The following is a 23803-nucleotide window of genomic DNA, read 5'->3' as shown; positions in this document are numbered from 1 at the left end:
GCCTTCGGTGTCGTGGGGCGGGGTGGCGGGCCGGCTGGGGGAGTCGCGTTGGTCGGTCAGCTCGCCGTCTCGTGGCCGGACGGCTGGGTGCCGCGGGGCCGGGGAACCGGGTCGGCCACCGGCGTAAGCCCGTACTGGGCGGCCTGGACGGTGAACATCCCCTGGTACAGGCCGCCCGTGCGGGCCATCAGGTCCTCGTGGGTGCCGTCCTCGACGACACACCCCTGATCGAGGACGTAGATGTGGTCGGCGTGCATGGTCGCGGCGAGCCGGTGGGTGACGAGCACGACCGCGTGCCCTTCCTCGGCCAGGGACCACAGTCCTTCGAACGCAGCGATCTCCGCATGGGGATCAAGCGCGCTGGTCGGCTCGTCGACCAGCAGGAACGGCGCCTGCCGGTACCGGGTGCGAGCGGACCCCAGCTTCTGCCACTGCCCACCCGAGAGCTGAACACCGCGCTCGTAGCCCTTGAACACGATCGAGTCCCAGCCGTGCGGCAGGCCCTCAACCAACTCGCGCACCCCCGCCTCGCCGGCGGCCTTGCGGACGCGGTCCATGTCCCGGGGACGGTCACCGGCGCCGATGGCCACGTTCGCGGCCGCCGTCATCTCCCAGCGCGGGAAGTCCTGAGCCAGCAGCCCGACCTCGGCGAAGACCCGGGCGCGGTCCGCCTCACGCAGCTCCACCCGCTCGCCCGACCCGCCCACCCACCACACGTCCCCCTCGGAGGGCAGCAGCAGCCCGGCCAGCACCTTCGTGAGCGTGGTCTTCCCCGACCCGTTCGCACCCACCAGGGCCGTCACCTTCCCCCGGGGCACCCGCACACTCACACCCTTCAGGGAAGGACCATCGGCACCCGGATAGGTGAACGAGACCTCTTCCGTCCTCACCTCCCGCACCGGCGTGGGCAGCGGCGCACCCGTGAGCGGGATCGCGTTCTCACCCGCCACCTTGATCGCGTCCTCGGTGTCAGTGAGGAACAGCAGCTCCTCATACAGCCGGTTGACCTGCTGCACCAACGACGTCAGCCGCGCCGTCGACGTACGGATGGCGATCACCGCGGTCCCGCCGACGGCCAGTGGCAGACCACCGGTCGACAACAGCCACCACAGCACCCCGTAGCAGGCCAGCGACGCCACACCCGCGAACGCGCCCGCGACTAGATCCGTCGAGGCCTGCGCCCGGGCCAGCCTCCGCTGCTCGGCTTCGGTCTGCCGCGACATCTCCTCATAGCTGGACAGCAGCTTCGTGCCGGCCGCGTGCACACGGAGCTCACCGGCGGCGTGCGGGCGGGTCAGATAGGCCAGCAGGGACGCGATCGCCCTGCGGTGGTCGACCCAGTTCATCCGAGACAGGTAGTCCCGGCGCGCGGAACGGACCGCGCCCCACCCCTTGGGAAGGGCGATCGCCAGCAGCATCGGCAACAATGCCCAGTGCAGGGACGCGAGAACGACCGCGGCCGCCACCATGCCGATCACCACATTGCCGACGCCGACCGACAGCCGCAGCATGCTGCGGGCCGAGTCCGTGCCGAACTTCCCCGCCTCCAGAACCCGCTGGACCTCAGGCCGCTCGGTCGCCTCCACCTCCACCCCAGTGACGGCCGTGTAGTACCGGGCGGACACCGCCCGCTCCACCTGCGGCTCCAGCCGGCCCGACATCGCCGTCGACCACGCCGACAGCACCGCGGTCGCCACCGCCGCGACCGCGAGTACCGCCAGCGACGGCAGCGCCTCGCGGAGCTTGTCCGCGGTCGGACCGTCAGCGAACAACTGCGTGAGCACGCTGTTGACCGCCACCAGCCCCCACCCTGCCGTCACACCCTGCCCGAGCTGCGCCGCCACGAGACCGGCGAGCGCCCGCCGGTCCGCCTGCCAGCCGGTGCGCAGCACCATGCCCACCATCCGCGGCAGCGCGGCCGCCATGTGCCCGAACTTCAGCCGGGTCAAAGGGCCTTCATGGCGGACATAGGACTGGTTGTAGCGCAGTCGGCCGCCGTACAGCTCCTGCTCGGCGTCCGAGATGCTGTCCGTGGCTCCGGTCTTCGGCGGGCTCGCGATCTCACCGCTGCCTGGTTCGACTGACGTCAATGTGTTCCCCCCTCGTGGACGTGGTGGTGGTGTCGGCATGTTCAACGACGCCGCGGGATTTCGAGCACCTGTTCCTTTCGGACGGGTTGTGCACCCGGTGATTCAGCGGATTTCCGAAGGTGCGCAGTGCACCGACCCTTGCCGCGTATGAGCGCGTGGTCGGGGTCGGGTTGGCCGAAACGCCGACGTTCAGTCCGCAGCGGCAGGCGGTCAGGAAGTGGTCGCAGATGAAGCCGTTCCCTCCTGAGCCGAAGGGGACGTAAGGCCCAGGTGCAGCGTCATGACCGCGTGGTCGCTCAGCCCCGCTTCGCGGGCCTGGTGGTGGTAGTCGCAGGCGAGGACGCGGTCGGCGTGGGGTGTGAAGACGAAGAGGTGGTCGAAGCGGAAGCCGTTGCCGCTGCGCCCGTACCAGGAGTGGGCGACCCGCTCGGGGTGGGGGCGGCGGAAGGCGTCGGTGAGACCGGCTGTTTGGAAGGAGTCGTAGAAGGCGTACTCCCAGGCGCCGAACACCTTGTGCGGGGGCTGGTGGCCGCGCTCGATGACGTTGAGGCCCCCGGCCACGATGACGGGCATGTCCGGGAAGGCGTAGTGCAGCTTCGGCAGGGCCTCGGTGACCGCGTCCTGGAAGGCGCGCTTGGCGACGTTGCGCTGCTCCTTGGGGCCGCGGGAGGGGACGTAGAGGCCGAGGAGGCCAATGTCGTGGCCGCCGACGGTGACGCGGGTGGCTGGGGTGCGGGGTGACGGTGACGGGGCTCTGCACCGGCCGGGCGCTGGCGGTGCGGCAGGCGATGACGGTGCGGTAGTCCGGCGAGGGCGGCTGCGGGGCGGTGACGGTGGCGTACCCGCGCTCGGCGAGCGCGGTGACGAGGGCGTCGCCGCCGTGGGTGGAGGACACCTCGGTGAACACGGCGGTGTCCGCGTCCTCCTGGGCGGCGGTCCAGGCGGCCTGGCGGCGGGAGCGTTCGGGGGAGGCGTGCTGGGCGTTGAACAGCAGCAGCCGTACGGCGTCGTCGGCCGGCCGGTGCGCGGGCTGGTCCGGGGTGATCAGGGACAGCTGCTCGGTGGGGATGGTCACTGAGGTCTTTCAGCGTGGCCACCGATCGGGTGACAGACGCCGTGGCCACAACGCACAAGGCTCCCGCGCCGTTGAGGGAGGTGTTCGAAGTCTCAACCCATCGGCACAGGAGCCTTGTTGGTCCCTCATCCTGCCGCACTCGGCCTGCCCCATGCGCTCATCGAGTGGCTCACGATACTCATCGTCACCCGCGCGGGTGACCGCCGCTGCAAACTCCCGCCGCACCAGCGTGCCCTGGTCGCTCTGGTGTACCTCCGCAAGCACGAGCCACTCGCACAGATCGCCTCCGGGTCTGGCATCTCGGTCGGCACCGCGCACGCCTACATCACCGCCGTCATCGATCTGCTGGCCGCCCGCGCGCCCGGTCTGCTGCGCGCTCTGCGCGAGGCGGACTCCGAGTCTGTCCTGCTCGACGGCACCCTGGCCGAGTGCGACCGCCTCGGTGACGGCCGCGCCGACTACTCGGCCAAGCACCGTCGGCACGGGGTGAACGTGCAGATGGTCACCGATCCGCACGGCGAGGTGCTGTGGCTGTCGCCGGCGCTGCCGTCCAAAACCGGCCGATGTCCCGCCCGCTCCCGGCCCGCGGACGGACCCCGCGACCGTCGCGACCACCGCACGGCCGGCTGCTGGACCGGCCCACCTCGACGGCTGCACACTCCGGGACCCGGAGCTGACCGGCATGACCGTCCCTGAAATGGACGCCGTGCTCCACGATTTGATCCCTGCGCTGGCTGAACAGCGCGAGCGGCTCCGCCACGAGCGACGGGGCGGCGAACGCCGCCGGGCACGCGGTGCGGGCGCCAAGCACAAGCTCTCCGACGCCGATCGGATCCTGGCCACCGTGCTCTACCTTCGCAAGATCGGTACCCACGATCTGCTCGCCCGGCTCTTCGGCGTCACCGGAAGCACCCTCACCCGCGCTGTCCAGGAAGTACGACCCCTCCTGGCCAAGTCTGGCCCCACGATCCCGCCGTCAACAGCCAGATTCCGCACTCCAGCAGACGTCGCTGCCCACCTCGACAGGTACGGCAACCAGCCGCCAAGGAAGACCAAACCAGCCTGTTGATTCTCTGCGCACCCTTAGTGCGCGGGGATCCGAACCGGCGCGAGGTCGGGTGCCCGCCAACCGTCGAGGTCGTACTCGGCCAGGCAGCGGTCGACGAACTCTCGGTATCCGTCCATTTTCCCATCGCCGATCTGGCCGCGCAGCAACTCGATCCTGGTGTTCTCGTGGTTGCCGGAGTAGTTGCGCTCGTAGAGGTCGTGCCGGCCACCGAACTCCGTGCCGATCGTGTCCCAGAGCAGCTTCATCACCTTCACCCGCTCGACGGCTTCGACGCCGTGCGAGCCGCGCAGGTAGGTGTCCAGGTACGGCCGGATCTCCTCGTTGCGGAAGTCCTGCGCGCTGGACGGCAGGTAGATCAGTCCGCTCGCGACGTCCTGCAGCACGATCTCCCGGACCCTGTTGTAGCCGACCTGGGAGAACCACCGGTACGCCATGACGTAGTCGGGGTTCGGCAACACCGCGCCGTCCCGCCACTCCACCGGGTTCCGCGCCGCCGCGTCTGACAGCCCCCAGAACAGGTTCCGCCAGGCGAGCACCTCGCCCAGCCTGGTCTGGACGCCGTGGAAGTCGGCGGCCCCGGTGATGTCCAAGGCCTTGGCCAGTAGACCGGCCATGAACTCCAGTTTCACCGCGAGCCGCGTGCTGCCGTGGAACATGGCCCGCTCGACGAACCCGGAGTGCCCACTGAACATGCCGACCTTGTTGACATCGCCGTAGATGAACACGTTCTCCCACGGGATCAGTACCTTGTCCAGGACCAGGATGGAGTCGTTCTCGTCCAGCCGGGACGACAGCGGGTAGTCGAACGGGCTGCCGGTCGCCTCCGCCGCGGCGGAGTAGGACTGTCGGCAGATCAGTTTCAGACCGGGCGCGTGCATGGGTACGGTGGCCGAGATGGCGAACTTGCGGTCCTTGACCGGCAGGCCGGTGTGGGCGACGAAATTGTAGTGCGTGAGCGCGGAGTTCGTCGCGACGACCTTTGCCCCGCTCACGATCACGCCGCTGTCGGTCTCCCGCTCGACGTGCACGAACACGTCGCCGACCTGGTCCGGTGCCCGATGCCGGTCCACCGGCGGGTTCACGATGGCGTGGTTCCAGTACAGGACCTTCTCCTGCGATTCGCGGTACCAGCGCCGCGCGTTGTCGGCGAACGGGTTGTAGAAGTCCGCGTTCGCGCCGAGCGTGCCGAGCAGCGAGGCCTTGTAGTCCGGGCTGCGTCCCATCCAGCCGTAGGTCAGCCTGGACCACGCCGCGATGGCCTGCTGGTCAGCGACCAGATCGGCGGCGCTGTGCGGCGTGGTGAAGAAGCGGTGGGTGAAGCCGCCGGGGCCGCCGGCGTCCGTGGGGGTGGTGAGCACGTCCCGGTGTTCCGGATCGTGCAGCGCGTCGTAGAGCCGGGCGATCATCCGGGCCGGGTTGCGGAACGCCGGATGCCCGGTGACGTCGGCCACCCGTTCTCCGTAGATGTAGACCTCGCGGTCGTCACGGATGCTTTCGAGGTACTCGGCACCGGTCAGCGGCCGGGTCGGCCCCGTCATCAGGAGGCCGCCGTAGCCCGGTACGCGGCCCGGTTGGCGTCGATGTACGCCGCGAGCTCGGCCACGGTCGGGTTGTCGAACAGTTTGTTCACCGAGACCCCGACGCCGACTGCGGCGCCGATCCGGTTGCACAGCCGGATCGCCTGCAGCGATTGGCCGCCGAGGTCGAAGAAGCTGTCGTCGATCCCCACGTCGGGCACCTCGAGCAGGGAGCTGAACATCGCGCACAGCTCCTGCTGGAGTGGCGTCTCCGGCGTACGGGAGGCGACGACCTGGTCGAAGTCCGGTTCCGGCATTGCCTCGCGGTCCAGCTTGCCGTTGGCGGTCAGTGGCAGCGCGTCGAGTCGGACGAACGCCTCCGGCGTCATGTAGCCGGGGAGCTTCGTCCTGGCGTGTGCGCGTACCGCCGCCAGGTCGACCGTGCCCGTCTCGGCTACGACGTAGCAGACCAGCTGCTTGTTACCGTCTTCCCGCTCGCGTGCCAGGACGACGACTTGCGTCAGCCCTGGATGGTCGGCCAGCGCCGCCTCCACCTCGGCCAGATCGACCAGGAAGCCGAGGATCTTCACCTGGCTGTCTTCCCGGCCGACGAACTCGATCGCGTCGTCGGCGGTCCGGCGGGCCATGTCGCCGGTCCGGTACATGCGCGATCCCGGCAGGCCGAACGGGTCGGCCACGAATCGCTCGGCGGTCAGGTCGGGCTGGCCGAGGTAACCGCGGGCGACGCCCTCGCCCGCGAGGTAGATCTCGCCGACGGCGCCGGCCGGCGCGGGCGTAAGGCCCTCGTCCAGGATGTGGATGCGGATCCCGGTGAAGACGTCGCCGACCGGCACGACCTTGCCGAGTTCCGTGTCGCGGGTGATCACACAGTGCGCCGAGAACACGCTTCCCTCCGTCGCGCCGTACAGCGCGCGGATCACGATGTCGGGGCAGGCCGCGAGCACCCGGCGGACGGCCACCGGCGAGACCACGTCGCCGCCGGTGAGCACTTCGCGCACGCCGACCAGCGTCGCCGGGGACTCTTCGGCGAACACCCGGAACAGGCCGGCGGTCATGTGGAGCCCGGTGATCTCGTACTCCGTGATCAGCTCACGCAGGACCGAGGGCTCCAACCGACCGGGGGGCGCGACGACCACCTGGCCGCCGTGCAGCAGTGGCATCCAGATCTCGTACGCGGACACGTCGAAGGCGTACGGCGCCAACTGCAGCACCCGGGTGTGCCGTTCGACGGCCCACTGCGGATCTACCAGGAGCCGCACCACTTCCCGCTGGGTCACCGCGACGCCTTTGGGCTGGCCGGTGGAACCGGACGTGTGGATCACGTAGGCCAACTGATCGGGATGGAGCGGCACCCGGGGGTCGTCGATCAGCTCCCCGGCGATCTCCGGGTCGTGCACGGCGACGACCGGTACGCGGTCGGGCACGCCGGCCGCGCGCATCGCGTCGTCCACGAGCAGCAGCATGGGGCGGGCGCGGTCCACGATCCACTGCCGCCGGTCGGCGGGGTCGGCCTCGTGGACCGGCAGGTAGACCCCGCCGGCTTTGAGGATCGCAAGGAGCGCGACCACCAGATCGGCGGACCGCTCCATCAGAACCCCGACCCGGTCCTCGCGGCCGACCCCGAGCCTGATCAGACGACGCGCGAGCCGGTTGGCTCGCTGGTCCAGTTCCTGATAACTCAGAGCGGCCCCGGTCGCAGCCTCGGACACGGCTGTCGCATGCGGCGTCCTGGCGACCTGCTCAGCGAACCGGGCGGGAATAGAAAAGGCTGTCATGTGCGACTCTCCGCATAGCTCTGTGTATTCGGCTGTCGTCATGAAGGAACACGCGTCGTATTCATGAGACCGGTTCCTTGCATTCCTTCATAACCATGCCGCAGGCGTCAGTTCGGATCGCCTCCGTCCTTGCTGTGCACCGTCGCCGCCTGTTGCGATACGCAACTACGGAGACGTTGGCCGTGTTCTTCCCTGGCACGATGAACGCCGGTCGTCAACCATCGGTGTCGCGAGGGGGAGCCGGTGCTCGTTCATTTGGTGCTCGACGATGAGATCCAGCAATACGTGCAGGACGTGTCGCTTCGCGAGGACGGGATCGCGCGTGAACTGCGGGCTGCCACCACCTCGCAGGTGTTCGAACACAACATGTCGGCCTCGCCGGAGCAGGGGCAGCTTCTCGGCTTCCTCGTCGGGCTGATGTCGGCCAGAACCGTCGTCGAGGTGGGGGTGTTCACCGGCTACAGCACGCTGTGCATGGCCCGCGCGCTTCCACCGGACGGTCGCCTCATCGCGCTCGACTTCAACGAGGAGTGGGCCGGCATCGGGCGCCCGTTCTGGGAGCGGGCCGGCGTCGCCGACCGCATCCAGCTCGAACTGCGCCCGGCGGCCCAGACCCTGGACATGCTGCTGGCCGACGGCGCAGCTGGCACGGTGGACTTCGTCTTCATCGACGCCGACAAGGAAGGCTACCCGGCCTATTTCGAGCGCTGCCTCGAACTGTTGCGGCCAGGCGGTCTGATGGCGATCGACAACGTCCTGCTGACCGGCAACGTTGCGCGACCGGACGTCAGCGACCCGGAGATCGACTCGATGCGTGCGCTGAACTCCATGCTGCTCGACGACGAGCGAGTCGAGCTGACCATGCTCCCCATCTTCGACGGCGTCACGTTGGCGTACAAGCGCGCCCGCGACTGAGATGTCCTCTCGCGTCAGGAGCGACGAATGACCTACAACGACTCCCGGGCAGCGGCCGGCAGGCTGTCCGTGGCGGTGCTCGGCACCGGCCTCATCGGCATCGATCTGGTGACCAAGATCATCCGTTCCGGCCGTCTCGATCTGCGGCTGGTCGCGGGCCGCAACGAAGCCGCGCCGGCACTGCGGCGGACGGCGGCACTGGGCGTGCCGGTTTCGGCCGGGGGCGTAGAGTCCCTGGTGGACGTCGAGCACCCCTTCGACGTGGTCTTCGACGCCACCAGCGCGGCCTCCCACGCTCGGCACCGGGAGAAGCTCTCGCCGCTGGGCACGACGCTGATCGACCTGACGCCGAGCCGGAGCGGGCGGATGATCATCCCGACCGTCAACCGGGCGGACATCCCCGGCCACCGTGACCTCAGCATGGTGAGCTGCGGCGGGCAGGCGTCGGTGCCGGTCCTGCACGCGATAACGCGGGCCCACCGGATCGACTACATCGAGGTGGTGACGACCTGTGCCACCCTGAGCATCGGTCACGGGACGCGCATGAACCTCGACGAGTACGTGGAGACCACGCAGGAAGCGATCCGCTACTTCACCGGTGTCAGGGACGTCAAGGTGATGCTCAACATCAGCCCTGCCCGGCCGCCGGCGACCTTCCGGGTCGCGATGTCCCTGCTGGGCCCGGATCTCACCACCGAATCCGTGTCCCCGCTGGTGGCGGCAGCCGCGGACGACGTCCGTTCCTACGCCGGCGGCTTCGAGGTGAAGGCGTGCACCGTGAACGACGGCAAGGCGTTCGTCTCCGTCGAGGTCACCTCCTCCGGGGACCGCATCCCGCGGTACGCCGGGAACCTCGACATCATCAACTCCGCCGCGATCCTCGTCGCGGAGAGCTACGCGGCGGAACGGCTCTCGATGGCAGGCGTGGGGAAGTCATGACCGAGGCGACAGGACCAAAGACCTCGGGCAAGCCGATCCAGATCCACGACCCGAGTCTGCGGGACGGCCACCATGCCGTCCGGCACCGTCTCGGCGCGGACCAGCTGCGCGCGTACGCCCGGGCGGCGGACGCCGCGCGCGTTCCGGTGGTCGAGGTCGGCCATGGCAACGGGCTAGGCGCGTCCTCCCTCCAGGTCGGCCTCGCCAAGCTCAACGACGACGAGATGCTGTCGATCACGAGGGAAGCCCTGACGAACAGCAAGCTGGGCGTCTTCCTGCTTCCAGGTTGGGGCACGGCCCAGGACATCAAGAACGCCATCGCGCACGAGGTCGACCTGGTCCGCGTCGGCACGCACTGCACCGAGGCGACCCTGGCCGAACGGCACCTCGGCTTCCTGCGCGACGAGGGTGTGGAGGCGCACGGCGTCCTCCTCATGAGCCACATGGCGACCCCGGACCAGCTCGCCGAGGAATGCGCGCGCTTGGTCGGGTACGGTGCCACCGGGGTGGGCATCCTCGACTCCGCCGGCCACTACCTCCCGCCCGATGTCACCGAGCGCGTCCGGGCCATCCGCGCCGCCGTCGACGTATCGGTGATCTTCCACGGGCACAACAACCTGGGCATGGCCGTCGCGAACTCCGTCGCGGCCGCCGACGCGGGAGCGGACATCCTGGACGCGTGTGCGAGGGGCTTCGGCGCCGGCGCGGGCAACACCCAGCTGGAGGTACTGGTGCCGGTGCTCGAACGGCTCGGGTACCGGACCGGCATCGACCTGTACGGGCTCCTGGACGCGGCGGACATCGCCGAACGGGAACTGATGCCCGCGCCGCCCACGATCGACTCCCTTTCCGTCGTCAGCGGCCTGGCCGGAGTGTTCTCCGGGTTCAAGACCCGGGTGCTCGACATCTCCACGCGCGAGAACGTCGATCCGCGGGATGTCTTCTTCGAGCTGGGCAGGCGCCAGGCGGTCGCGGGCCAGGAGGACCTCATCATGGATGTCGCGCTGGCCCTGAGAGGCGCCGGGATCGGGGACAAGCCGTGACCGGTGGCACGGGCGGGGCCGCGGATCGGGCGGTCATCTGCGGTATCGGGTACCGGGTGCCGGACCGGATCGTCACCAACGCGGAACTGTGCGCGCGTCTTGACACCTCGGAAGACTGGATCGTGGCACGGACCGGGATCTCCCGGCGCCGCTGGGTCGAGCCGGGCGAGGCGACATCCGACCTCGCGGTCCGGGCGGGCCGGGCCGCGCTCAAGTCGGCCGGCGGTGGGCAGATCGACGCCGTCGTGCTGGCGACCACCACCCCGGACCAGCGCTGCCCGGCGACCGCGCCCGAGGTGGCCTCGCGCCTCGGCCTCGGCGGTGTCGCAGCCTTGGATGTCTCCGCCGTGTGCACCGGATTCCTCTACGGCCTGGCGACGGCGGCGGGATTCATCGCGGCGGGGCTGGCCGAGCGTGTCCTGATGATCGCAGCGGAGGCGTTCTCCACTTTGCTCGACCCGGACGACCGGACGACCCTGCCGATCTTCGGCGACGGGGCTGGCGCGGTGGTGCTGCGGCGTGGCCGGGCCGACGAGCCGGGAGCCGTCGGCCCGCTGGTCCTGGGCAGCGACGGTGATCGCAGCGAGCTGATCACGGTCAAGGCCGGCGGCGCGCGACAGCCCTTCCCGGGACCCATCCCCGACGATGGGTCGCAGTACTTCAAAATGCGGGGACGCGAGGTGTTCCGGCAGTCGGTCGAGCGGATGAGCGCTGCGGGGACCGAGGCGCTGAGCCTGGCCGGCTGGCAGCTGGGCGACGTCGACCGCGTGGTCACCCACCAGGCGAACGCGCGCGTGAGCGCCGCGCTGGCCGAGCGGCTCGGCCTGCGCCGGGACGTGATGGCACAGAACATCGCCGACGTCGGCAACACCGCCGCCGCCTCGATCCCGGTCCTGCTCGCCCAGGCGACGGCGGACGGGAGCGTCGAAGCGGGTCACCGGCTGTTGCTCGTCGCTTTCGGCGGCGGCCTCACCTGGGGCGCCACCACGCTGACCTGGCCCCACCTCGAACTCCACGATGCGTAGGGCATCGGAGCTATGGGACACCGGAGGACGCAATGTACGAGCAGCTGAAGGCGATCATGGTCGATGTCCTGCTGCTGGACGCCGACAGCGTGCATCCGGACGCGACGCTCGAAGAGGCGGGCATAGACTCACTCGCTGTCGTCGAGCTGTCTTTGGTGCTCAGCCAGCACCACGGCATCGAGATCACCGACGACGAGCTGATCGAGCTCGACAGGGTGACGGACATCGCCGCCCTCATGGAGCAGCGGACCGGCCTCTGATGCCTTCCGCTGACGCCTGTGGTGGGGCGGCGGCAGCCGCCCCACCACCCGCTCAGGTGCGCAGGTAAGAGGCGCCGTTCAGGTCGAGGATGGCGCCGCTGGCCCACTCGGCCTGAGCGGAGGCCAGGTAGAACACGGCAGCGGCGATCTCATCCGGCTCTGCGACGCGGCCGAACGGGCTCTGTGTCCTGATCTCGTCGCCGCTCGGCGGCTTGAGCCACTCCGTGGTCATACCGGTGGCCACAAATCCGGGTGCCACTGCGGAAACCGCGATCCGGTGCGGCGCGAGCGCGAGCGCCAGCGACTGGGTCAACGAGTTCAGGCCCGCCTTGCTGGCGCCGTAGGCAGGCACGTCCGGCTCGCCGCGGAACGCGCCCCGCGACGAGACGTTGATGATCCGCCCACCGCGACCCCGCTCCTTCATGTGCCTGACCGCACACCAGGTCACGTTGGCCGCGCCGACGAGGTTGACCCCCAACGTCGAGCGCCACAGCTCCTGCCAGGTCGCGTAGTCGACCTCGGTGATCGGGTGTGCGATGAAGATGCCGGCGTTGTTCACCAGGACGTCCAGACCGCCCAGTTGGGCGACGGCCGAGTCCACTGCCGCCAGGACAGCCTTGCTGTCGGTCAGGTCGGCCTTGACGGCGAGGTGCCCACCGCCGTCAAGCCCGGCCACCAGTTTCTCGGCGACCTCATCCGGCACCTGGTCCAGGATCGCCACCCGGTCACCGGCCTTCGCGAACCGCCGCGCGACGGCCCACCCGATACCCCGGGCCGCCCCAGTCACGAGAACCGCGCGGCCTCCGGTCGACTCACTCACGTCCTCGGTCATGATCAGACCCCTCTCGCCAACCTGCCGGCGGCATCGGCTATGACTTCGTCCGGAAGGGAGAAACATGCGCGAATGTACGGAAGGTCCGGTGAGTGCAGGTAGAAGGTCTCTCCGGGCACCGTTCCGACGAGGCTTCGCTGCAGCAGGATCTCCGTCGCTTCCGCCCCGGTCGTCACTCCCAAGGGCGAGCACTCGACGAACAGGTAGTAGGAGCCGTCCGGTTCGTTGGGCGACAGCCCGGCGGCGACAAAGCCTTCCGTCAGGGCTCGGCGCTTCCGGTCGTACATCGCGCGGAGGCCGCGATAGTAGTTGTCGCCCAGCCTCAGCGCCCGCGCGCCGAGTTCCTGGAGCGGAGCCGGCGGGCAGACCACGAGCGACTCGGCCGCGACCCTGATCGCGTCCATCAGCCCTTCCGGGCCACAGGCGTAACCGAGCCGCCATCCTGGAACGCTGAACGACTTCCCCAGCGACGACACCGTCACCGTGCGCCTGCCGAGATCGCCGACGGTCGCCGGGGCGATGTGCGGGGCCGGGCCGAAGTAGATGTCCTCATAAACTTCGTCGGTGATGACGAGCAGATCGTGCTCCTCCGCGACGGCCGAAATCGCCATGAGCTCCGCCATGGTGAGCCGTCGTCCACTCGGGTTGTTCGGAGTGCAGACGATCATCGCTCGGGTGCGGTCGGTGACAGCCGATCGCAGCGCCTCCTCGGTGACCTCGAAACCCGGGCCGAAAAGCCGAACCGGCTCCGCGCGCAGGTCCAGTACCCCGAGCGCGGTCGGATAGTTGCCGTAGAAGGGCTCGAAGAGGAGCACGCCGTCTCCCGGGTTGAGTAGCGCTGTGAGCGTGGCCATGAGGGCGCCGGTCGCGCCGACGGTGGCCACGATCTGAGTCGCCGGCTCGACGCTGAGCCCGCTGTACTTCTTCAGCTTGTCTGCGACGGCTTCGCGAAAGACGGCGAATCCTTCGGGCGCGCTGTATGAATGGTCGATGTCCCGGAAATCGCGCGCGCCCTCCGCCAACAGCGAAGGAGGCGGTGGGACCTGGCACAGTCCCTGCGCGAGGTTGATGGCACCGAGTTCCTGACAGCGCACGGTCATAGCGGTGATCGAGGACTCCTGCAGGCCCCGCATGCGGTTGGCGACGTCGACCATCGTCAGACCTCGGTGCTCAGCGTGTCCAGGAGCCGGTCGAGCTCCGCTGCGGTGGGTGCGTCGAAGACTTCGTTCATCGATATCTCCAGGCCGACCGCCTGGCCGACGCGGCTGGCGATCAGCATGGCGTCGATGGACTCGCCGCCCATGACGAAGAAGTCGTCGTCCAGACCGCACCGGGGCCTGGCGAGCACCTCGGCGAAGATCGTGCACAGCACTTCCTGGCGGGCCGACTCCGGCGACCGGTAGGGCATCAGGCCCCGCAGATCAGGTGCCGGCAGCGCCTGCGGATCCGGTGTCCCGTCGGAGGCCACCGGCATGGCGTCGACGACCACGATCGCCGCCGGCACCGCCGCGCCGGGCAACGACCCCCTGAGGTACTGGTGCAGCGCGGCCAGGTCGAAGCCAGGGCCGGCGGGCACGACATAGGCCACATGGACCTGGCCGGCAGGATCCTGAGCAAGTGTCCGGACGGCGCCGTCCGCGAGTTCGGGGTACGCGGCCAGCACGTCTCGCACGTCCTGGATCGCAGCAACAGCCATCAGTCGCTCACCTTCCATGCAGGCTCCCAGCGTTCCCACAACCTTCGCAGCCCCGGACTCGGCGGCAAGCTCCCAGATTGCTCAACCACAAGGCGCTCGTTTCTGCCTGGAAGTTGTACCCTGAGAAACTTTCAGGATGCTGACTCAATCCGGTTAATCCCGGGTACCGCCGCATCTCGCAGAATGCGGATACGGAAGAGCATGGCCTCGACGGGCGGGTTCCTGAATACCCTTTCGTCGGAAACAGGCGCCATCCCAGGGAGTAGTGGTGACCGTCAAAAATGTAACGGACCAGAAAATCAGGACCCGGACCGCGCACCGGACCTGTCCGCTGTGTGAGGCAGGCTGTGCTCTGCGGCTCGACCTGGACGACGATGGCCGCGTCCTCCGGGTCGCTGGGGACGAGCGGGACCCCCTCTCCAAGGGATATATCTGTCCCAAGGGTGCGGTGCTGGGAAAGGTGGACGAGGATCCCGACCGGCTGCGCAGACCGCTGCTCCGTCAGGAGGGCGAGTGGCGGGAGGTCGGCTGGGACGAGGCGTTCGCCGCGGTGGAAGCCGGCCTGTCCGAGGTGATCGGCACGCACGGCCGGGACGCGGTGGCGCTGTACTTCGGCAACCCGACGTTCCACACCATCGCCGCGTACCTCTACCGTCAGGCGATCACCCAGGCCCTGGGGTCGAAGAACGTGTACTCGGCCAGTACCGCGGACCAGATGCCCAAGCAGGTCGCCTGCGGCCTGATGTTCGGCGACGCGATGGCGATCGGGGTGCCGGACCTGGACCACACCGGCCACCTGCTGATACTGGGCGCGAACCCGGTGGAGTCCAACGGCTCGCTGTGCGCGGCTCCGGACTTCGCCGGGCGCCTCAAGGCTTTACGACGGCGGGGTGGGAAGGTGGTGGTCGTCGACCCCCGGCGCACCCGCACCGCCGCGCTGGCCGACGAGCACCTGTCCGTCCGGCCTGGCACCGATCCGCTGCTGCTGATGGCGATGGTGCACACCGTGCTGGACGAGAATCTGGAACGGATCGGTCTGCCGGTCTCCGGGCTGGAGCAACTGCGCGAGCTGGCCCACGACTTCCCGCCGGAGGCCGTGGGGCCGGTGTGCGGGATCGCGCCGGAAACCATCGTGCGGACGGCCCGCGAGCTGGCCGCGGCGCCCTCGGCCGCGGTCTACGCGCGGATCGGGACGTGCACGACGCCGTTCGGCACGGTGGCGCAGTGGCTGGTGGATGTCCTCAACACCCTGACGGGCAACCTGGACCGCCGGGGCGGCGTGATGTTCGCCGAGACAGCGGCGCTGGAGATCTTCCGGGCAGGCCCGGCGTTCTCGACCGGGAAGTGGCACAGCCGGGTGCGGGGACTGCCGGAGGTGCTCGGGGAGTTCCCGGTTGCCACACTGGCCGACGAGATCGAGACTCCGGGCGAGGAGCAGGTCCGGGCACTGGTGACGATCGCCGGGAACCCGGCGTCCTCGGCCCCCAACGCTCCCCGGCTGGCCCGGGCCATCGAGGGGCTGGACTTCGTGGTCTGCGTCGACCCGTACCTGAACGAGACGACGCGCCTGGCCGACGTGATCCTGCCGCCGCCGCGGACGCTGCAGAGCCCGCACTTCGACTTCCTGGTGCAGATCATCATGGTGCGCAACTACGCGCGCTACTCCCGCGCGATCCTGCCACTGGACGACGACCAGCGCTCCGAGGCCGAGATCCTGGCCCGCCTGATGCTGATCGCCGCCGGGCTCGGCGTCGGCACCGAGCCGACCCGCGCCGAGGAGATGTTCCTCGACCAACTCGGCATCACTGGGGAGGCGGTCGACGCGCTCGACGGGGAGGACGGCACCGAGAAGATCGTGGACGCGCTGCTACGGGCCGGCGGCTACGGCCTGTCGCTCAAGGCACTGCTGGACGCGCCGCACGGCCTGGATCTGGGGCCGCTGCAGCCACGCCTGCCGGCGCTGCTCCGCACCCCGGACAACCGGGTGGACCTGGCGCCGCCGCAACTCGTCGCGGAGGCCCAACGGCTGCGCGCTTGTCTGGACGGCGAGCCGCCGGAGTTCTTGCTGATCGGCCGCCGCCACCTCCGGTCGAACAACAGCTGGCTGCACAACGTGGAGGAGCTTCGCGGCGGCACCAACCTCTGCACGCTCCAGATTCACCCGGCCGACGCCGCCCGGCTCGGCCTGGACGCCACGACGCCGGCGGTGATCGGCTCGGCGGTCGGCGAGTTGACGGTGCCGATCGAGGTTACCGACACGATCATGCCCGGCGTGGTGAGTCTGCCGCACGGCTGGGGCCACCAGGACTCCCCACAGAGGGTGGCGCGCCGGGACCCCGGGGTGAACACCAACATCCTGACCGACGACGCGGTGTTGGACGGGGTGTCGGGGACCGCTGTGTTCAACGCGGTGCCGGTGACGGTGCGGGCTGCGCCTCAGGGGTGACGAGCGGAGGGTAGCGCGGCCGAATTGGTCCGCGCGACCTCGAACCTGCCCGTGCGCACCGACATGGCCGGCACCCGGCTGACATGGCCGGCACCCGGCTCCGCGCAAGCAGCATGCCGGAAGCGGCGGTGTCCTGCGGCACCGCCGCTGTCAGACCGGCGAGCCTCTCAACCCGCCGTTCAGCCCCCGCGCGACATCCGAGGCAGTCCGCCGCACATCCATGAGCGCGAACAGCACGGGCGGGACCAGCATGTCGGCCGGCTTCAACCGTAGGTCGGCGTCGGCCGCCGACTGCGCCGGCAGGTACCAGCGTCCCGACGGCGGGTGGCGCCGGGTTGTGTGCCCCCGGCCGGCAGCAGCTCCTACACCCGGGAAGCCTCGGGCACGGCTGCTGCCGAGCCGGCCTGGCGGGCCGATATCCGGCCCGTGCCATGCAGCCAGCGAACCGTGTCGGCCATGGTGTCGGCGGTGGGCCGCGCGCCGATGCCGTACGTGGAGACGTCCGGGCCGACGGGGACCGCGTGCGCGCAGGTGTACACGGCGCCGTGTTCGGCAGGTATGTGCCAGGGCCAGATCCGCTGCAGCACGCCGGTCAGGGCCCCGAGCGGAAGCATCGCGCGGGCCGGAAGGAACACCGCGGGGAGCCCCCGGCCCGTCACCTCACGGAGAATGCGGACATACTGTCGGGTGGTCAGGTACCGGTTCGGCCCGAAGTGCCGTTCCTGTGCCCCGGCCGGCTTGGCGAGCAGTGCCGCATGCAGTTCCGCGGTGTCCCGGACATCGCCCACCGGGAAGCCGCCGCCCGGCCAGACGGGCATCAGGCCGCGCAGCGCGTTGCGCAGCCGGGAGTTCTGGTCACCCAGGTGGGGGTCGTGCGGCCCGAGCAGCGCCGGCGGGTAGGTGATCACCACGGGCGCGCCCTCCTCCTGGTACAGACGGGCGATGCCTTCGGCCACGGACTTGCTTGCCAGATAGGCCTCATGCGGCATGCCGAGGGGGGAGTCCGCCCGGATCGCCGCTTGGGCGGCGGGGTAGAGCGCGCCGACGGTGGAGACGTGGACGACGGGGTCGGCCCCGGCACGCACGGCGGAACTCAGCACCAGCTGGGTGCCGCGCACGTTGGTTCTGCGCATCTCGGCGCGCCGTCTGCTGTCGAAGGAGTACACGGACGCCGCGTGCAGCACTGCGTCCGCGCCGTCGACCGCCCTGGCCACCGCCGCTGCGTCGGTGACATCACCGGTCACGACCTTGACGGCCGCCGGGCCGATGCCCAGCGGCCGCAGCGCCCGGTCGACACCGGCGGGGTCGCGGGCCAGTATCCGCACCCGCGCGCCCAAACGGAGGATGGCCGCGACGGAGTGGGAGCCGACGAAACCGGTGCCGCCTGTCACACAGACCAGCATGGTTTCCTCCTTCGTCCAGGCCGCGGGGTGCGGCGGGGTTCGTGCCGGCGCCCCGGCCGTGGCACGCATCCCGCTCATGGTGAGGTACGGGGCGCCGCTGCGCTTCTTGCGCGTTGCCCCGGTCGGTTCGGCGGGGAGCAGTTCACCAGTGGCGGGCGGAGCACGGCCGAAGATGCCTGTCCCCGGTGGGGAGTGCCATCGTCGCTGTCCGTGCCGTGGGCCGTGCCGCTGTTGCGCGGCTCCGGCCCCACCCCTTCCGGAGGCAGGGCATGAGCGAGAGACAGACGCTGCCCCAGATCCCGCAGGGCGGCCTTCCGCCCGAATACAGCGCAGCCACGGCGCGTCCGGCCGCTACAGCGCTGATCCGCGAGTTCGTGACGGCTCTGGCCGCCCTGGACTGGCAAGAAGACCAGCTTTCCGTCCCGCCGACGGCTCTCCGTGCCTCCGCGATGATCAGCGAAACCTCCAGAGCGCCTGCACCAGTGGACCTCGCGGAACGGTATGCGGCACCGGGTGAGCGGCCGGCCGGTCCACGGCACGGGGAAGGGCTGTGGCTGGTGGACGGACACCGGCACGGGGATGCTGCCGTGCGTGTCGCCTCCGGGGTGCCAGCTGCCGAAGAACAGCGGCGCGCCGCGGCCCTCGTGCGTGAGGAGGACCGCTGGCGCTGTACCGCCCCGTACGTGGCGCTGCGCATGGTCCTCGGCGCCCGAGTGGGGGTCCTCCCGGAGCAGGTCGAGCTGGTGCGCGAGCCCTGCCCCGGCTGTGGTGGCCCGGGTGCGGACGCGCAAGGAGGCGCGTCTCGAAGGGACCGGCATCGGTCTCGCCCATGGCACGGCGCCTGACCGCGTTGGCGCCGGACCGGTCCCCGTCCCTCCCGCACCGCAGCACCTGGCTCGTCGAGCCACCGTTCCGAGGCCGCGACCGGCCCGGCTTGCCGATCTGTGAACCCGCATCGCGCGGCGTCGGCGTCAAACCGGCGCACCGGTGCCCATCTTTCGGAATGCGGTGTTCGCATCGCCGGATGGAATCACGCCGGTGCGCCTCGTTACGGTGCGCGAATGGATGCCACAGTCGAAGAGCTACTGGCGGTTCTGCCCGCCGATCGCGTGCTCACCGACCCGGATCTGCTGGCCGTTCACCGCCGCGACGAGGCTGACCTGTGCGCCGCGGGCACGCCGCTGGCCGTGGTGCGCCCGCGGGACACCGCCGAAGTCGCCGCGACCGTCCGGGTGGCCGCCGCACACGGTGTGCCAGTCGTCCCGCAGGGTGCGCGCACAGGGCTGACCGGCGCAGCCAACGCGGTCGATGGTGCCCTGGTGGTGTCGCTGACCGGGCTGGACCGGGTCCTCGAAATCGACCCGGCGGAGCGGATCGCGGTCGTGCAACCGGGCGTCGTCAACGCCGACCTGAGCCGCGCCGCCGCCGAGCACGGCCTCGCCTACCCGCCGGATCCGGGCTCCTGGGAGTCCTCGACGATCGGCGGCAACGTCTCCACGGACGCGGGCGGGATGTGCTGTGTGAGGTACGGCGTCACCGGCGAGTACGTGCTCGGCCTGGAGGTCGTGCTCGCCGACGGCGAGATCCTGCGCTGCGGCCGCCGGACGGTGAAGGGCGTCGCAGGGTACGACCTGACCCGGCTGTTCGTCGGCGCGGAGGGCACGCTCGGCATCATCACCGAGATCACCGTCCGGCTCCGGCCCGCTGCCGACGAGATCCGGACCCTGGTCGCGCTGTACCCCACGGTGGCGGCCGCCTGCGGCGCCGTGGCGGCCGTGACCGCCGCCGGCCACGTCCCGAGCATGCTGGAGCTGCTCGACCGCACGCACCTGGGGGCGATCGAGGCCTACCGGCCGATGGGCCTTCCGGGTACGGCCGCGGCGATGCTGCTGATCGCGACGGACACGGGCGACCGTGCTGGGGCCGAGTTGGCCGCGATCGCAGACTGCTGTCGAGCCGCCGGGGCGAGCGAACTGTATGTGGCCGAGGACGCGGAGCAGGCGCAGGCGCTGACTGCTGCCCGCCGACTGGCCCATCCGGCGATGGAACGCCTTGCCACGCAGGCGTTTCCCAGCGGCCGAGGTGGCCTCGTGGTCGACGACGTCGCGGTGCCGAGAACGCGGATCGCTGAGTTCGTCACGGGCGTCGAGGAGATCTCCGCACGACACGGGCTCCTGGTCGCGGTGGTCGGGCACGCCGGAGACGGAAACCTGCACCCGGTCATCGTGGTGGACCGGGCGGATCCGTCCAGCATGGACCGCGGACGGCGGGTGTTCGACGACATCATGCGGCTGGGCCTCGCGCTGGGCGGCACCTGCACCGGCGAGCACGGCGTCGGCATGCTCAAACGGGACTGGCTCGCCCGCGAACTCGGCCCCGTCGGAATGCGGGTGCACCAGGTGCTGAAGGCCGCGCTCGACCCGTCCGGGATCCTCAACCCCGGAAAGGTGATCGCGCCGGAATGGCCGCAAGCTGGAAGGCGGCGGCCGCCGCCCCGGCTGCGAGCATCGAAGAAAACGGATGTCGCGAGGACGGTGATCCCATGATGATGGGCGGCACACGGCCTCCGGTGGCGGTCATCGCCGGCACCCCGTACGACACGGGGCTCGGCACCGAACTGTTGCGTGCCAAGGGAGTGGCCGCGCAGCCGTACGCCATGGCGGCGTCGCCCGACGAGCAGGACTGGTTGCAGTACCACGACCCCGGCACTCTGGCGGCCTCGTTCCACCAGCGCCTCGCCGAGTTGCGGGCGGGCGGGACCGAACAGGCCATGCTGTTCTGCAACTCCCTGTCCGCGGTGGTGAACCATGACGGCGCGGTGTTGCCGGTCGTCTCACCGATCACGGTCTACGGTGACCTGCTGCCGAAGCTGAAGTCGTCGTTGGTGGTCACCGGGAACGCGCAGGCCCTCCTCGGCTTTGAGCGGACCGCCCTGCGGATCGCCCCCCGACATCGGATGCTCGGCGTGTCGGATTCCGCGCTGGTGCGCGGGATCGAGGCCGGTGACGTGGAGGCGGCCTTCGCCGCCTCGCACCTGCCGACCACCCTGCGCCTGGCCCAGCATCTCGACCTCGACGCCGTCGTTCTGGCCTGCACGCACTTCACTGCGCTCCTGCCGCTGATCATTGCCGTCTGCGACCTGCCCGTCATCGACGTCGGCACCCGGCTCGTGGAGCTGGCGACGCTGGCCGTGACCGGATCGGCGACCCATGGTTGAGCTGTCCCGTGCCGATCTGCACGTCTCGGTGTCCGACCCGGCCGCGACCTCGATGAACTTCCTCAACGAGGTCGCGATCCGGTTCCCGAACGCGATCTCGCTGGCCGCGGGGCGTCCCTACGACGGGTTCTACTCGACCGAAGACGTGCAGCGTTACCTTGAGGCCTATCTGAACCATCTCCGCGCCGACGGACTCTCCGAGGTACAGGTGCGCGGTCTGCTGTTCCAGTACGGGCGAACCAACGGCCAGCTCCACACGCTGATCGCCAAGATGCTTGAGATCGACGAGGGCATCGTGGTGCCGCCGGAATCGGTGATGGTCACAGCGGGCTGTCAGGAGGCCATGGTCATCGCGCTGCGGGCGCTGTGTACGAGCCCTCAGGACGTCGTCCTGGCCGTCGAGCCCTGTTACGTCGGGCTGAACGGCGCGGCTCGGATCCTCGGCGTCGAGGTGGTGCCCGTGCCGGAGTCTCCAGCCGGGCTCGCGCCGGAGACCGTGGCCGAGGTGGTGCGTGCGGTCCGCGCCGCGGGCAAGCGCCCTCGCGCGCTGTACCTCGTGCCGAACTTCTCCAATCCCTCGGGGTTCTCGCTGCCCGTGGCGACCCGCCGCCGGCTGCTCGACATCGTCGGCGAGCAGGACCTGCTGCTGCTCGAAGACGACCCGTACGGCCTGTTCGGACTCGACGACGAGCCGCGTCCGACCCTGAAGTCGTTGGACACCGACGGACGGGTGATCTATCTGGGATCGTTCTCGAAGTCCTGCTTCCCCGGCGCCCGCGTGGGCTTCCTCGTCGCCGACCAGACCGTGGTCGGCGAGAACGGCCGGCGCACCCTGCTCGCCGACGAGATGTCGGCGGTCAAGAGCATGCTGACCCTGAACACCTCGGCGATCTCGCAGGCCGTCATCGGCGGCGTCCTGATCGAGTCAGGCTGCGGCCTGCGCGCCGCCAACCGGGACAAGATCGCGTTCTACCGGAGCAACCTGCGTACCCTGCTCGCCGCGCTGGAGGAGCACTTCCCGCAATCTGGGCGCGGCGAGGGCGCGGTGCGGTGGAACGTGCCGGGCGGCGGCTTCTTCGCGGTCGTCGACCTGCCGCTCCGGGCCGACGAGACACTTCTCGAACTCTCCGCGGAGCAGTACGGCGTCCTGTGGACGCCGATGAAGTTCTTCTACGTCGACGGCGGCGACCACTCGGTCCGGCTGTCCTGTAGCTACCTGATGCCGGAACAGATCGCGGAGGGCGTGCAACGGCTTTCCTGGCTTGTCGCAGAGAATGAATGACCCGCTGTCATTTCATCGACGCAGGCAACATGAGAGACGACAGCCTCGGTCCGGCACTGTGATTCTTGAAATAGCTCGCTGGGGCGGGACGCCCGGTGTCAAATGCTCGCCGGTGGAGGTAGAGACTGTGAAGAACGCTCTTCAGCGTATGGAGATCGACTATGTCGAGTTCTATGTGGAAGATGTGGAACGAATCCTCGCCTGGCTCGTTGAAGGTTACGGTTTCGCTGTGCGCGCGAAGTCGGCCCCGGCAGGCGGAGCGACGCAGTCGGTCAACGTCGGGCAGGGCGGCATCGATCTGCTGCTCACCGAGTCGAGCGAGGACCACCCCGCTCGCGACTACGCAGAGCGGCACGGGGACGGTGTCGGCGACATCGGCATCCGGGTGCCGGACGCCGCCGGGGCGTTCGCCGAGGCCGTGTGGCGTGGCGTGCGGCCGGTCACGGCACCGGTCACCCAGGGGGCGGTGACCACCGCGACGATCGCCGGCTTCGGTGACGTGACGCACACGTTCGTCCAGCGACCGGACGACTCGACGGTAGCCGACGTGCGCGGCCTCGTCGCGGTGCCGGGCCGCGGCCCCGTCCCGGGGAGCGGGCTGCTCAAGGTGGACCATTTTGCGGCCTGCGTCGAACCGGGCAGGCTCGACGAGACGGTCGAGTACTACCGGCGGACGCTGGATTTCGACCTCACCCTCACCGAGCGGATCGTCACCGGTGACCAGGGGATGGTCATCAAAGCGGTCCAGAGCAAGTCGCGCGCTGTCACGTTCACTCTCATCGAGGCGGACACGCGTATGGCGATAGGCCAGATCGACAGGTTCCTCAAGGAACACGATGGTCCTGGCGTGCAGCACCTGGCCTTTAGCACCGCGGACATCCTCACCACCGTGCGGCGACTCGCCGATCAGGGCATCGAGCTGCTGACCACTCCGGCTGCGTATTATTCCGCGCTCGCCGACCGGGTCCCGCAGCATCGGCATCCCGTCGACGAGCTGCGAGATCTGAACGTCCTGGTGGACGAGGACCATGACGGGCAGCTGTACCAGATCTTCGCCAAGTCCGTTCACCCGAGGAACACCATCTTCCTGGAGATCATCGAGCGGGTCGGTGCGACCTCGTTCGGCAGCTCGAACATCAGGCACCTGTACGACAGCGTCAAGGCGGAACAGGAAGCGCGTGACTAGCCCCACTCGTTG

Annotated in this window: 21 protein-coding genes and 2 pseudogenes; 15 read left to right on the top strand and 8 right to left on the bottom strand. The window is 69.7% G+C overall.

Annotated elements, in window-relative coordinates:
* Window positions 1-56: 56 nt before the first annotated feature.
* Both LK06_RS02810 and LK06_RS02805 read right to left on the bottom strand, forming a co-directional pair.
* On the bottom strand, window positions 57-2090 hold the full coding sequence (locus LK06_RS02810) for an ATP-binding cassette domain-containing protein (RefSeq protein WP_052270020.1): 2034 nt from the start codon (window positions 2088-2090) through the stop codon (window positions 57-59).
* Between the two features lie 210 nt (window positions 2091-2300).
* The gene (locus LK06_RS02805) at window positions 2301-2663 is read right to left on the bottom strand and encodes a hypothetical protein (RefSeq protein ID WP_052318852.1); all 363 of its coding nucleotides are present in this window, start codon (window positions 2661-2663) and stop codon (window positions 2301-2303) included.
* 15 nt (window positions 2664-2678) lie between these two features.
* Here LK06_RS02805 and LK06_RS32970 point away from each other — a divergent pair, with 15 nt between their 5' ends.
* From LK06_RS32970 to LK06_RS02790, 4 genes and pseudogenes are all read left to right on the top strand, one after another.
* Window positions 2679-2831 carry a hypothetical protein gene (locus tag LK06_RS32970; protein ID WP_159025267.1) on the top strand — a complete coding sequence of 51 codons (153 nt, stop codon included), beginning with the start codon at window positions 2679-2681 and terminating at the stop codon, window positions 2829-2831.
* On the top strand, window positions 2812-3168 hold the full coding sequence (locus tag LK06_RS02800; RefSeq protein WP_086083040.1) for a hypothetical protein: 357 nt from the start codon (window positions 2812-2814) through the stop codon (window positions 3166-3168). Before LK06_RS32970 ends, LK06_RS02800 begins: the two co-directional genes overlap by 20 nt.
* A gap of 114 nt (window positions 3169-3282) precedes the next feature.
* A pseudogene (locus LK06_RS02795) lies at window positions 3283-3723 on the top strand (helix-turn-helix domain-containing protein); the annotation flags it as partial.
* Between the two features lie 10 nt (window positions 3724-3733).
* A pseudogene (locus LK06_RS02790) lies at window positions 3734-4234 on the top strand (helix-turn-helix domain-containing protein); the annotation flags it as partial.
* A gap of 14 nt (window positions 4235-4248) precedes the next feature.
* Here the strand turns inward: LK06_RS02790 and LK06_RS02785 are convergent.
* Window positions 4249-5772 (bottom strand): 4-hydroxyphenylacetate 3-hydroxylase family protein, encoded by a 1524-nt coding sequence (locus LK06_RS02785; RefSeq protein ID WP_052270363.1) that lies wholly within the window; start codon window positions 5770-5772, stop codon window positions 4249-4251.
* A complete protein-coding gene (locus LK06_RS02780; RefSeq protein WP_039658258.1) occupies window positions 5772-7547 on the bottom strand; it encodes a non-ribosomal peptide synthetase in 1776 nt (591 codons plus the stop codon). Before LK06_RS02780 ends, LK06_RS02785 begins: the two co-directional genes overlap by 1 nt.
* Before the next feature lie 258 nt (window positions 7548-7805).
* On the opposite strand from LK06_RS02780, the gene LK06_RS02775 reads away from it, so the two are divergent.
* Genes LK06_RS02775 through LK06_RS02755 form a run of 5 tightly spaced genes read left to right on the top strand, consistent with a single transcriptional unit; the run spans window position 7806 to window position 11729 of the window.
* Entirely contained in the window at window positions 7806-8462 is a 657-nt protein-coding gene (locus tag LK06_RS02775; protein ID WP_234367342.1) for an O-methyltransferase, read from the top strand.
* A gap of 27 nt (window positions 8463-8489) precedes the next feature.
* The gene (locus tag LK06_RS02770; RefSeq protein ID WP_052270364.1) at window positions 8490-9401 is read left to right on the top strand and encodes an acetylating acetaldehyde dehydrogenase; all 912 of its coding nucleotides are present in this window, start codon (window positions 8490-8492) and stop codon (window positions 9399-9401) included.
* A complete protein-coding gene (gene dmpG, locus LK06_RS02765; protein ID WP_052318868.1) occupies window positions 9398-10444 on the top strand; it encodes a 4-hydroxy-2-oxovalerate aldolase in 1047 nt (348 codons plus the stop codon). The genes LK06_RS02770 and dmpG overlap by 4 nt, the downstream gene beginning before the upstream one ends.
* A complete protein-coding gene (locus LK06_RS02760; RefSeq protein ID WP_039658260.1) occupies window positions 10441-11469 on the top strand; it encodes a beta-ketoacyl-ACP synthase III in 1029 nt (342 codons plus the stop codon). Before dmpG ends, LK06_RS02760 begins: the two co-directional genes overlap by 4 nt.
* A gap of 32 nt (window positions 11470-11501) precedes the next feature.
* Window positions 11502-11729 carry an acyl carrier protein gene (locus LK06_RS02755; RefSeq protein ID WP_039658261.1) on the top strand — a complete coding sequence of 76 codons (228 nt, stop codon included), beginning with the start codon at window positions 11502-11504 and terminating at the stop codon, window positions 11727-11729.
* A 52-nt stretch (window positions 11730-11781) separates the two neighbouring features.
* Here the strand turns inward: LK06_RS02755 and LK06_RS02750 are convergent, their stop codons facing one another.
* The 3 genes from LK06_RS02750 to LK06_RS02740 are packed head-to-tail and all read right to left on the bottom strand — an operon-like array spanning window position 11782 to window position 14257.
* On the bottom strand, window positions 11782-12561 hold the full coding sequence (locus LK06_RS02750; RefSeq protein WP_039658263.1) for an SDR family NAD(P)-dependent oxidoreductase: 780 nt from the start codon (window positions 12559-12561) through the stop codon (window positions 11782-11784).
* Window positions 12562-12563: 2 nt separating this feature from the next.
* A complete protein-coding gene (locus LK06_RS02745) occupies window positions 12564-13715 on the bottom strand; it encodes a pyridoxal phosphate-dependent aminotransferase (RefSeq protein WP_039658265.1) in 1152 nt (383 codons plus the stop codon).
* A 2-nt stretch (window positions 13716-13717) separates the two neighbouring features.
* Complete coding sequence (locus LK06_RS02740) at window positions 13718-14257, bottom strand: phosphopantetheine-binding protein (protein WP_159025241.1); 540 nt, start codon at window positions 14255-14257, stop codon at window positions 13718-13720.
* A 268-nt stretch (window positions 14258-14525) separates the two neighbouring features.
* Between LK06_RS02740 and LK06_RS02735 the strand changes: the two genes are divergently transcribed.
* Complete coding sequence (locus tag LK06_RS02735; RefSeq protein WP_234367341.1) at window positions 14526-16703, top strand: molybdopterin-dependent oxidoreductase; 2178 nt, start codon at window positions 14526-14528, stop codon at window positions 16701-16703.
* Window positions 16704-17065: 362 nt separating this feature from the next.
* On the opposite strand, the gene LK06_RS02730 is transcribed toward LK06_RS02735, so the two are convergent.
* A complete protein-coding gene (locus LK06_RS02730) occupies window positions 17066-18106 on the bottom strand; it encodes an NAD-dependent epimerase/dehydratase family protein (RefSeq protein WP_043432765.1) in 1041 nt (346 codons plus the stop codon).
* A gap of 269 nt (window positions 18107-18375) precedes the next feature.
* Here LK06_RS02730 and LK06_RS02725 point away from each other — a divergent pair, with 269 nt between their 5' ends.
* The 5 genes from LK06_RS02725 to hppD all read left to right on the top strand — a co-directional run bounded on the left by LK06_RS02725 (window position 18376) and on the right by hppD (window position 23791).
* Window positions 18376-18951 (top strand): hypothetical protein, encoded by a 576-nt coding sequence (locus LK06_RS02725; RefSeq protein ID WP_052270368.1) that lies wholly within the window; start codon window positions 18376-18378, stop codon window positions 18949-18951.
* 216 nt (window positions 18952-19167) lie between these two features.
* Window positions 19168-20652, top strand: a complete 1485-nt coding sequence (locus tag LK06_RS02720; RefSeq protein ID WP_078858757.1) for an FAD-binding oxidoreductase — start codon at window positions 19168-19170, stop codon at window positions 20650-20652.
* On the top strand, window positions 20649-21323 hold the full coding sequence (locus LK06_RS02715; protein WP_086083038.1) for an aspartate/glutamate racemase family protein: 675 nt from the start codon (window positions 20649-20651) through the stop codon (window positions 21321-21323). Before LK06_RS02720 ends, LK06_RS02715 begins: the two co-directional genes overlap by 4 nt.
* The gene (locus LK06_RS02710; protein WP_039658121.1) at window positions 21316-22605 is read left to right on the top strand and encodes an aminotransferase-like domain-containing protein; all 1290 of its coding nucleotides are present in this window, start codon (window positions 21316-21318) and stop codon (window positions 22603-22605) included. The genes LK06_RS02715 and LK06_RS02710 overlap by 8 nt, the downstream gene beginning before the upstream one ends.
* 127 nt (window positions 22606-22732) lie before the next feature.
* Window positions 22733-23791: a 4-hydroxyphenylpyruvate dioxygenase gene (gene hppD / locus LK06_RS02705; protein WP_234367340.1), complete on the top strand. Its 1059-nt coding sequence runs from the start codon at window positions 22733-22735 to the stop codon at window positions 23789-23791.
* Window positions 23792-23803 lie beyond the last annotated feature (12 nt).

Origin of the sequence: Streptomyces pluripotens, from assembly GCF_000802245.2 — a bacterium.
Classification (GTDB): Bacteria; Actinomycetota; Actinomycetes; order Streptomycetales; family Streptomycetaceae; genus Streptomyces; species Streptomyces pluripotens.
Note: the sequence above shows the minus strand (reverse complement) of the source record. Positions and strands in the feature narration are given on the sequence as shown.